Source organism: Entomospira culicis, assembly GCF_028748145.1.
In the GTDB taxonomy this organism is placed as follows: Bacteria; Spirochaetota; Spirochaetia; order WRBN01; family WRBN01; genus Entomospira; species Entomospira culicis.
The window spans coordinates 421699-432323 of sequence record NZ_CP118181.1 but is presented as its reverse complement, the minus strand read 5'-3'; the positions used below and the strand labels follow the sequence as shown (position 1 = coordinate 432323).

Annotated in this window: 11 protein-coding genes; 3 read left to right on the top strand and 8 right to left on the bottom strand. The window is 46.8% G+C overall.

What is annotated here, in order from left to right:
* Nucleotides 1–18 precede the first annotated feature (18 nt).
* Entirely contained in the window at nt 19–630 is a 612-nt protein-coding gene (locus tag PVA46_RS02055; RefSeq protein ID WP_167695110.1) for a hypothetical protein, read from the top strand.
* Nucleotides 631–677: 47 nt separating this feature from the next.
* Here PVA46_RS02055 and cmk read toward each other — a convergent pair whose 3' ends face one another.
* From cmk to PVA46_RS02035, 4 genes are all read right to left on the bottom strand, one after another.
* Entirely contained in the window at nt 678–1235 is a 558-nt protein-coding gene (gene cmk, locus PVA46_RS02050) for a (d)CMP kinase (protein WP_246226694.1), read from the bottom strand.
* Entirely contained in the window at nt 1228–2076 is an 849-nt protein-coding gene (locus tag PVA46_RS02045) for a YicC family protein (protein WP_167695109.1), read from the bottom strand. Before PVA46_RS02045 ends, cmk begins: the two co-directional genes overlap by 8 nt.
* Nucleotides 2077–2162: 86 nt before the next feature.
* The gene (gene murC, locus PVA46_RS02040; protein ID WP_167695108.1) at nt 2163–3590 is read right to left on the bottom strand and encodes a UDP-N-acetylmuramate--L-alanine ligase; all 1428 of its coding nucleotides are present in this window, start codon (nt 3588–3590) and stop codon (nt 2163–2165) included.
* 42 nt (nt 3591–3632) lie between these two features.
* Nucleotides 3633–4181 carry a DUF2147 domain-containing protein gene (locus PVA46_RS02035; RefSeq protein ID WP_167695107.1) on the bottom strand — a complete coding sequence of 183 codons (549 nt, stop codon included), beginning with the start codon at nt 4179–4181 and terminating at the stop codon, nt 3633–3635.
* Nucleotides 4182–4321: 140 nt separating this feature from the next.
* Here PVA46_RS02035 and PVA46_RS02030 point away from each other — a divergent pair, with 140 nt between their 5' ends.
* Nucleotides 4322–4909: a Maf family protein gene (locus PVA46_RS02030; RefSeq protein ID WP_167695106.1), complete on the top strand. Its 588-nt coding sequence runs from the start codon at nt 4322–4324 to the stop codon at nt 4907–4909.
* A gap of 53 nt (nt 4910–4962) precedes the next feature.
* On the opposite strand, the gene PVA46_RS02025 is transcribed toward PVA46_RS02030, so the two are convergent.
* Genes PVA46_RS02025 through PVA46_RS02015 form a run of 3 tightly spaced genes read right to left on the bottom strand, consistent with a single transcriptional unit; the run spans nt 4963 to nt 8131 of the window.
* A complete protein-coding gene (locus PVA46_RS02025; RefSeq protein ID WP_167695105.1) occupies nt 4963–5670 on the bottom strand; it encodes a LysM peptidoglycan-binding domain-containing protein in 708 nt (235 codons plus the stop codon).
* A 57-nt stretch (nt 5671–5727) separates the two neighbouring features.
* Entirely contained in the window at nt 5728–6693 is a 966-nt protein-coding gene (locus PVA46_RS02020) for an ABC transporter substrate-binding protein (RefSeq protein ID WP_167695104.1), read from the bottom strand.
* Between the two features lie 10 nt (nt 6694–6703).
* Nucleotides 6704–8131 carry an MATE family efflux transporter gene (locus PVA46_RS02015; RefSeq protein ID WP_167695103.1) on the bottom strand — a complete coding sequence of 476 codons (1428 nt, stop codon included), beginning with the start codon at nt 8129–8131 and terminating at the stop codon, nt 6704–6706.
* Nucleotides 8132–8261: 130 nt separating this feature from the next.
* Here PVA46_RS02015 and PVA46_RS02010 point away from each other — a divergent pair, with 130 nt between their 5' ends.
* On the top strand, nt 8262–9560 hold the full coding sequence (locus PVA46_RS02010) for an MFS transporter (RefSeq protein WP_167695102.1): 1299 nt from the start codon (nt 8262–8264) through the stop codon (nt 9558–9560).
* On the opposite strand, the gene PVA46_RS02005 is transcribed toward PVA46_RS02010, so the two are convergent.
* On the bottom strand, nt 9557–10615 hold the full coding sequence (locus tag PVA46_RS02005) for a GIN domain-containing protein (protein ID WP_274360308.1): 1059 nt from the start codon (nt 10613–10615) through the stop codon (nt 9557–9559). The two genes, PVA46_RS02010 and PVA46_RS02005, sit on opposite strands and share 4 nt — an antisense overlap.
* Between the last annotated feature and the right edge of the window lie 10 nt (nt 10616–10625).

Genomic DNA, 10625 nt, shown 5'->3' with positions numbered 1-10625 from the left:
CCCACCAAAGAGGCAATCATGTTGGATATTATTCTCCTAAAAGTCAAAAAAAATCTCTCCCTTTCGGCAGAAGAGCAAGAGTATATCTTTTTGGAAGCCTTTACTCGCTTTATCCAAAACACCGACGAGGTTGCCTATCCCTTTATCAAAATCAACCTCGAGCATCTTATTTCTGGTTATATCACCGAGGAAGAGCAGATGTCGCCCAACTTTATCCAACAGCTATCAGAGCTTGCCTCCCATACGCTCGCACTGCCTGTCAAGCACCAAGCCGACGGGGTCTACTTTATGGTGCGCTACCTGCTTGCTAAACGAAAAAGCACCACGGCGATGCGCTATGCCGTGCTCTTTTTGCACCAACTAGCAGAAGATAAACGCGAAGAGATCGATAAACTTACGCTTGATTACCTTGAGTACTTCGCAACCAACAATCAAACGGGTAGTCAACCCAGCGACCCAAACAAAGAGCAATTTGCCAAGGTCTACACCGGACTAGAAAAGGGCACCTCTCGGCAATTTCTCACCCCCGAATTTTTGGAAAATCCTTTTCACCCCTACTTCAAAGAGTACAATCCGGAAATCCACCGCATCCTAGCCATGAGTTCGCTGGCACAGCTCAAAAAGAGTTAAAAAACCCTCATATCGAGGGCTAAAACAATCCATAATAATGACTAATCTTAGGCAAAATAGTCGCGTGGAATCGCCGAAATAATGATGTCTGCCACTTGTTCGGCATTCAACCGACCGCTATTAATGATAATATCGGCACCATCAAAGCGATTCATATCGATGCCGTAAATACGATAATAGCGCTGTTGATCGAGGGCATCACGCTGTTGGGTCTCGGCAATTTTGGTTTGTAAGTCGCCCCCCTCACGCTGTGCAATACGACGCGTACGTTCGTCTAAGGGGATATTGAGGAAGATCTTCAAATCCGCCACAGGAAGCATCCAAATCGCCAATCGACTACTCAACACACACGACTGTGCAATTGCCAACTCTAATTGACGCCTATCTAACTCTTTATCAATCTCATCATTCTCTTGTGCCATATTGCGCAACTCATTAAAAGAGACACCTTTATCCTTCGCCAAATTACGAAAGGTATAGTTGACATGCACAATCCCCAATCGCTCGGCAACAATGCGCCCCGCCGTGGTATTGCCACAGCCACTGCGTCCGGACATCGCAATTCTAATGGGTTTAATTAATTTTAATTCACTGCCTTTACTCAATATTTCTCCCCTGTTCACGTATAGAATCTACCACCTCTTTTATCGTCAAACTTGCTTGCTTAATCGCAATCTCCTCGCTCTTGCTGGCGATGGTGTTGGCTTCTCGTTGAATCTCTTGCGCTAAAAAATCGATCCTACGGCCAATCGGTTCGTCCAAATCCAACAGCTCACGCAACGCTTGCACGTGGCTAGACAAACGAATAATCTCTTCCTTAATACTATTTTTCACCAAGTAATACGCAACCTCTTCCATAAAACGTTGCTCATTAAGCACCGCCGTCAGTTGATACTGCTCCATCACTTGCATAAAACGATCGCGCACCTGTTGCATGGCAAACTCTTGGCGATCGGTTAAGATACGAAGCGCCTCTTCGATACTTGCACAATCTTGCGCTAGTGCCTCGCGATGCTTCTTGCCCTCCTCTTGACGAAAGCGTTGCATCGCAGCGATCGCCTCTTCCACACTACGTAAAAAGGTCTGCTCAAAACATGCAGAATCAACACTCATCAAGAGTCCCATCTGTTGCAACTCGCGCAAGCCCACCTGTAAATGCACTCCCACCCCCGCCAATTCACTCGCCAATGTCTTAAGCGTTGATGCCACTTGGGGCTGAAGCGTAAGCGATTGTAACCGTGTGGTTACCCCAGCGCGAAGCTCTATTTTACCACGAGAAAAACGCTCACTAAGCATCTGTCGTGCCACAATTTCATAACTACTCAACTCGTTAGGCAACTGCACATAGAGATCTAAATTCTTTGCATTGTAAGACTTAACCTCCACCCAAAGTTGCACATCAGAATCCTCATGGGTCGCGCGCCCAAACCCCGTCATGCTTACCATCGTCTTTCATCCATTATCTGTTCATATCGTACATTCAATCGTGCCATCTCCTTACTTGGTTTCATCTTTATAGAAAAAATTTTTGTTCACCACGATGCCCACTCCTTTATTAGCTGATGCGATAAGTGAAAATTATCCCCCGCGCCCATGGTAATGAAGAGATCATTCGGTTGAAGCAAGGTGCGTAGTAACGCCAGCGCATCAAGTGGCTCCTCTATATAGTAAAGGTCGGACACTTTTTCCGCTTCTGTTGCCGTGAGAAGATCTTGGGAGGAGAAATTTTCTGGTTTGTGCTCACGTGCCGAGGCGTAAATTTTATGTAAAATCACCACATCAGCAAGCGCGATAGTACGCGCAAAATCGGCCAAAAGCGCATGCGTACGGCTATAGGTATGGCTCATGAAGCTCAAGATAATACGCCGCTCTGGATAGAATTCGCGCAGACCAAGAATCGTCTTCTCGATAGCAGTAGGGTGATGCGCATAGTCATCAAGCACGATAATATTCCTCGCCTTATCATAGCCCACCAGCTCCAATCTCCGGGTTAAGCCATGGAAGGATCGCATGCTTTGCCTTGCACGATCTCCTGAAAAATCGATGCCCCGTTGTAGCGCAATCTCTCGCGCCATCGCCAAAGCCATGCCCGCATTGGCGCGATTATGCTTGCCCGCCAAGGGAATAGCCACGCTATCAACCCAGCCTGAGAGCGAAAACGTATTCATTTCGCCTGCCACTGCTTCGTGAGAGAGCGCATAATCTACCGAATGAAGATGTCCAAATGACCGATAAGAGAGATCTTGACGTGCTTCTTGTACCTGCGCCACAACCATCATCACCTCGGGATCGTCGGCGTTATAAAGTAAAATTCCGCCATTGGGTAGGCGTTGGATAAAGCGGAAAAAAGCATCACGTAACTGCTGGGGACTCTTGTAATAGTCTTGATGATCCCACTCAATCGCCGTTAAGAGGATGGCATTAGGGTGAAAATGCATAAAGTGCTCGCGATACTCGCAGGTCTCGGCGATGAAGATTTCGCTCCCAGCGCAATAGGTCGCGCGATTACCAAAACCTCCCACCAGTGAACCAACCAGCGTCGTTGCCGGCCAGCCCTGCTCTTTGGCGATTAACCCTAGCATCGCCGTCGTGGTGGTTTTGCCATGCACCCCTGCTACGGCAATGCTATAACTCTGCTGACTCAATTTGCCCAACGCCTCAGGATAAGAGAGGATAGAAAGTCCAAGCGCAACAGCACGCGCCAACTCCACATTACGCTGATTATAGGCTGCGCTGTGAATCACCAAATCGATCTCTTTGGTGATATGCTCTTGATCAAATTGGTGATAAATTGTGATCTTCAACGCATCGAGCATGAGACTTGTATAAAAATTTTCGGGATTATCCGAGCCACTCAGGTGAGCGCCACGGTGGTGCAAAATCTCTGCTAATGCCGCACATCCAGCTCCTTTGATTCCAACAATATGGATACGCTTGCGCTCAATATTTGCCCAATCCATGGCTCACCTCAATGATCTAGTTTATCAATGTATCGGATCGTTCTAGCTTAAAGTTTTAGGTGATAATAAAAGTTTTCCTTTTTCATCGTAATAAAGCACAGGAATCGGATTGACGAAAGGCTTTACGCCATGGAGATCCGCCTCGGTTGCCTTTTTCCAGTCGATGGTGGCACCAAAAGGCCCAAGCTTGCCCTTCATCTTGAGAATATCGCCTTGACGATGCAGTTCAACACTATAAGGACTCTTTTTACGTGGATCCATGATGTGTCCGCCGTCGTAGCGGTTACGTTTTTCATTCCAGCGCACGCCCCAAATCACATCCAAGCCCAACATGGGAGGATTACCTGCCAAGTGCGGTGCGCGATCAAGGTCAGTCTCTACGTAGGTGCGCACACGTCCATCTTTTTCGTAAGAGATAAGTGTTCGCCCATAAATAGCCCCCTGAAATTCATAGACCTGCATCACTCCGCTAGGCTCTTTGTCGCCTAAGTCGTACATAAACCAGAGTCCCGTTACGTCCTTGGCACTCTGCGCCCAGAGAGCTGTACTTAATAGTCCGATAAATAATACCGAAAAAATCCGTCTAATCATAACCACCTCCATAAATTTGTATTGATTTAAGGATACAACAAAGAGGATTTTCTGTCAACCTTGTTTCTACAAAAAGAAACGAAAAAGGCGCAAAAATAGCTCTTGCTAAATATTCTCATTTCTCGTATACTAAAGTGCATATGGAGACTATAATTTTAGCATCATCTTCGCCACGCAGGCAAGAGCTATTGAACATTGGAGGCATTCCTTTTGTCGCAGCACCAAGTAACGTCGACGAGAGTATTCCTAAAGAGATGGAACCGCATGTGGCGGTCTTAACCCTAGCCAACAAAAAGTTAGACTTTTTTCTGGAGAATACCCAGCGCGGAGGGTGCAATTGGGTGCTGGCTGCCGACACTCTCGTGCGATTTAATGGCAAAAATATCGGTAAGCCCAAAACCCGCGAAGAGGCAGACGCTATTTTACGCCAATTATCAGGAAAGCAACACACCGTCTACACCGCCATGGTGCTTTATAGCAAGAGCCTCAAACAAAAAGTAGAGAGCGTCGAAGTTGCTTCCATTCGTTTTGCTACCCTTAGCGAAACCGACCTGCAATGGTACTTAGAGACCGGAGAGTGGCAAGATGTTGCCGGTGGATACCGACTCCAAGGCAAGGCACAATTCTTTATTGAGGAGCTCGTGGGGGTACCCTCTACGGTGATTGGTCTACCGTTGCACAAACTCTACAAGATGCTTGCACAACTTAACTATCCCATTAACAACTAAAAGCAGAGGATTATTCCCTCTGCTTTTTTTCTATCCAAATCTAATCACCTCGATTAACGAAACGCACCCGATTGTTTCTGGAGAGTTCTCACCATCTCGATATCACGGGGATCGATGCGATCGGCGTAAATCTCAAAAAAGCGAGGCTCTACACGGAGCGCTAGTCCTAGTGTATACCACTTAGAGGCATTACGCTTTTCTCCCAACTGTTGATATAGCTTATAGACCTGCAAATACGCATCCAAAAGATACTCTTTCTCTTCGGCAGTCAGTTCGCTACGCCCATGACCAAGCTTATCAAAAATCATGACCAGCTCACCGGGTAAAATAAGATCAGGGTCGTTATAGATCCACTGATTGTTTACGTAGAGATCGGGCCAGAGCATGACATTGCCCCACTCGCGTACCGTAATCGTGCTTACCGTATCGCCAGAGACCACTTTATACTCTCTTTGATTGGTCAATTCACGCGCCTTGGCAGAAGGATCTTCCACAGGAGCTAGTGGATCGACAAATTCTCCACCAGATCCATTTAAATTCTCATCAGGATCAACAGAAGGTTGCTCAACCTCTACAGGCGGATCAACAGGAGTGATGACCTCCGGCGGGGTTGGACTAATCACGGGGCGACTAGAGCCACCACCACCTGCAATGAGAGGCACTTTGTCTGAGTTACGCTGTACCAATAACGATCCGCCTAATAATACGGACACTAAAAATAGCAAAAATATTAATACAATCACGGGTTGCTTATACTTCATTCTTCCCACATCTCCCTATCTCTTCCATAAAATTATCGGATAGTATCTCGGTAATATTTAAAGCTCTTCGACATTTTCTTGCATCTCTAAAGTAAAATCTTGCCAGCGATGCAAAATTTCCTCCTGTAGGTAGAGCGCAGCAAAGAGCAGATAATGACTAGGCGCAGCCACAATATTCTCCAGATTATCACTGATACGAATCAGCATTCCCCCACGCACTGCCGATAAGTCGGCAAAGAGCTCTTCTGTTGTTAATCGTTCGTACATAAGCGGATCAACCATCAGGATGTCAGGATTAAGTTGGATTAATTGCTCATCGCTAATCGGTATATAACCTGCGACCGCCTCCCCCTCTAGTTGCGCACCAATATTGACAAATCCCAAAAGTTCCATAACAATAGCAAAATTCGAGCCATCTACGGCTGCACGCCCTAAGTGGTTGATATCCATCGCCGTAACAGATCGAGGTTTATCGCTATGCATGGCCTGTGCCCGTTGCACAATACGCTCCTCAATCTCGCGTAGACGATGCACCAAACTACGTGCGTCCTGCAACGTGCTATCGCCCAGCAATGTGCCAAGCTCAAGCACATGTGCATAGATATCCTCTACACGCATGGGTTGCTCTAATTCATACAGTCTCACGCCAAGCCTACGCAACGTCTCACGATGTTCGTTGTTCACACTCCACTGGCTAGCCAAAATAAGATCTGGTTGATATAACATCACATGCGCAAGCAATTCCATGCTAAAGTCTTTAGGGATAGACGCTCCTAAGATCTTCTCCTTATGCCCATCAGTACCATAGCGATTGAAACGGCTTGATAATCCCACAATCCGCCCCAAATCGTGCTCGGCTAAGAGATCGATCACCAAAGCATCCCCGGCCAAAGAGGTAGAAATAATCCGCTGATAAGCCACATCAGGCTCACCTACCACGCTCTCTTCTGCCACCTGTGGACAACCCAGCAATCCCACCAAAAAGAACGATAAGACCAGCATCCGTCCGCTATTTTTACGCATGCAAAACCTCCTAGGAGACAAGCGCATGTCCCTTACGCCAAGCCCCACTCTTCCAGTATACTCCATTAAGGGTCAATCCGACAACCCAAGTCATCACAAAAGACCACCAAACTCCCGCTACACCCATGTAAGTATTGAGTAACATCGCAACAGGAATGCGTAAAATCAGCGAGACAAAAATAGAGATCGCCATCGAGGCCATTGCATGCCCACTACCACGAATCGCTCCACTAAAGATAAACATCGCTGTTGCAATCGGATAGAACCAAATCGTAATATGAAAATATCCTACACCAATGGCAACTGCCTGCTCGCCTTGCACAAAAAAGTTGAGATAAAATGCAGGATTTATCGCGATAATCGCCGAGACCAATCCGCTAAAGCCCAACCCTATCAGCAACGTAACCATGAGACCTTTTTTTAAACGATCAAACTGCTTTGCCCCAATATTCTGTCCCACAAAAGTTGATATCGTAAGCATAAAATTCATTCCAGGTAAAATAATAAAACTATCCAAGCGCTGAATTGCACTATAGGCGTTGGTGTATGCGGTGCCATGCCCATTTACTAGAGTACTTAAAATCACTAAGCTAAAAGAGATAACCGTCTGTTGCACACTGCCGGGTAAGCCCATGCGTAGCATCTTACGGAAAATGATACGATCAAAAGTCAAACGGTGCAAGTGAAAACGTAAGTGCTCATACTTATGCCTTCCCATATAGACCAGCGCCATCACAAAGCTCATTCCCTGCGCAATAAACGTCGCCCACGCTGCACCTTGCACGCCCCAACCAAAAAGATAAATAAAGAGATAATCTAAAATGATATTTATCGCCGTACTAACAATTAAAAAGAGCAATGGCGTAATTGAGTCGCCGGTGCTACGTAAAATGCTCGAAATACCGTTATAGCCAAAGACAAAAACTGTACTCAAAAAGAGAATTTGCAAATACTCTTGCGCATCATCCATCAAATCATCCGGCAGATTAACCGCACGTAGCGCAAAGGGAGCAATCAGGTAGCCCACAATCGTGATGATCACCGAGCCAATGAGCATTGCGATATAAAACGTCTCGATGCCTCGCTTCAAGCCCGTCCAATCCTTCGCGCCAAAGTAGTGGGCAATCACCACACCACCACCGGCAGTAAAGCCTATCATCGCCGAGAGCACCAAAAAGAAGATCATACCACTTGGCCCTACCGCGCCTACGGCGTTGTCGCCCACAAATTGACTCAACATGATCGTATCGACAGTGGTATAAAATTGTTGAAAAAATCCACTAATTAAGAGCGGAATCGTAAAGCCAATCACCCCTCGGCTAATCGATCCGTCCAATAAGTTATGCTTAGAGACCAACTTATCTCTAAACGCAAAAATCAACCCAGCCACTCCCACAAAAGCGAGGCTTCCCCAAATAATCATCTGTATATTCATCATATGCCATTATCATAGGCCATTCACGCGTTTATGTCAATGATGAGAACACGATAAACATAAGACGCATAATATCATTACTCTTCGCGCTAAATGCATAGACGTTAATGCGTAAATATGCTACTCTTACTAAATGAAGCCGATCAAAGTACCCCTCTTTCCCCTAGCACGATGGCAAAGCATCGTCTTAACGATATTGATTGCCCAAGGCATTACCGTAGGTGCCTATGCCTTCACCACGCCTGTCCTTGCCTTTATCCTCAAAGATCTCTTTGGACTAGAAGGCGAAGAGCTCGTGCGCTGGAATGGTTGGATGTTTGTGGCGCAAGGGGCAACCATGGCGTTGCTCTCGCCGGTGTGGGGCGTACTCGCCGATAAGATGGGCAAGCGCCTCATGCTGGTTCGCGCGATGATGGGGGGCATGGTGGTACTCTTCCTCATGACCTTTGTCCAAAGTCCGATGCAACTGCTCATTTTACGTCTACTTCAAGGCGCATTCACGGGGTCGATCGCGGCAGCCACCGTACTCATTCTCTTCTTCACCCCAAAAGAGAAGAGCGCCACGACGCTCGCGCTATTACAAGTCTCCATTTATATGGGAGGAAGCCTAGGGCCGCTGGTCGGTGGTGCGCTCTACGACTACCTGCTTCGCTTCGATCAACTTAACCAAACCCAGCTAAGTGGACGCGCCAATTTTCTCTTTACCGCGATCCTGCTTGCGATCTCTTCCTTCCTTATCTTACGCTTTGTCCCTAAAGATAGAGTAGAAGGACGCCCCAAAGATCCACAAGCAAGCCAAAGATCAAAATTCCAATTCACGCTCTTTAAAGAGAACCCGCTCCTCTTGATTTTGCTTCTCGCCGGTATGATCGTCAGCATCTCTTTCTCCTTGGTTACGCCCATCTTCCCACTCTTCGTCAAGAGCATCGTCCCCGATACCTTAGACTTAGGAACCATCTCGGGAATCATTATTGGTAGCGCATCCATTACGCTAGCATTGGGTGCGATCTTTTTTGCCAAAATGGGTAAGCGCTTCTCCATGAGCCACCTCTTACTCATTGCGCTTACTGGCGCGGCGCTCTTTTATATTCCACAAGTCTACGCCACCTCTTGGCAGATGCTCCTTATCTTCAGGCTCATCGCCAGCTTCTTCGTTGGAGGCATCACCCCCGGTCTCAACTACCTCATCTCTAGCAATGCACCAAATCATAAACACGGCATCGTCTTTGGGCTGGTCGCCTCGCTCAATGCGGTGGGTTCGGCACTAGGCCCTGCACTAGGCGTATGGGTGGTATCCGACAACCAATTTTACAGCGCCTTTATCATGAGCGCCGGATTATTGATGGCACTGGTGATCATTTTGATGCTCTCGCCTAACATCATTGCGCCCAAACCAGCCACGCCTACCGACATCCCCAACGACAAGAGCTAAGGGACAATGGCCAAAATTCCCTTAAAATCACCACGATAACGTTGATCATTAATATGTAAGCTTCCTGAATTATGGAGATCGATCTTGCTCTGCCCAGCGAGGGTAAGCTTAGCCGATCCACTATTTTTGATCCAATGTAACGTATTTTTAAGGATAAATTCTCCGTGAAAACTTCCACTGCTTTTTACGCGTAACAGATCGACAAGGCTAAGGTGTTTCATCTGCATCGACCCCGAATTCGAGAGATCGACCAACTGCATCGGCGAACGCTCCACCGCTATCTTAGCACTACCGGAGCTTTTGGCATGCATCTCTTGCACGCGCGCATTATCCAACTGCCAACGTATCGACCCACTATTTTCTAAAGCAAGACGCACCAACTCGAGATTATTTAGGATAAATTCCGCCGATCCACTGCTCTGCATCGTCATTTCGGTTGCGGTTATTGCCTCTAAGAGAAGCGCCATCGATCCGCTATTCTTCACATCCATGCGCTTAGCTTGAATGCCATGAAGCTCACCCTTACCCGACCCACTGCCCACCAGACGAAACTCCTCGGCGGAAATGTTACGGATATCGATGGTTTGTTGCGCACTATAAGTTAATAAAAATTTATTTATCTTAATATTTTTCATAAAAAATGAGGTTGTTCCCCGTGAAGATCCAATTCCAAATAAGCGCCAAGGACGCGCTAAATTCATCGACAACTGCGGAATTTCTTCTCCCCGTGCCAAGACAATGCGAATCTTTTCTCCTTCCAGATAAACCTCGCCACCCTTGGAAAGGGAAATCTCTAAACGCCCTTTTTGACGTTTAATTTTAGCGTTTTTTGCAATATACGGCGAGACAAAAACCCCAAAACTATCCCCTTGCTCCACCGTTACACTAAAGTGTCCCTTCAAGAGAAAATCTAAGGTGTGATCCACATCAAGACGCTCGCTAGCCTCCCGATAAAGCAACTGCGTTTGCGCAAAGAGCCCAAAGGGCAAAAGCGCCCACCACACCATCAATATCGCATACTTTTTCATATCACCTCCCACGAACATATCTCTCATATGTACCCTA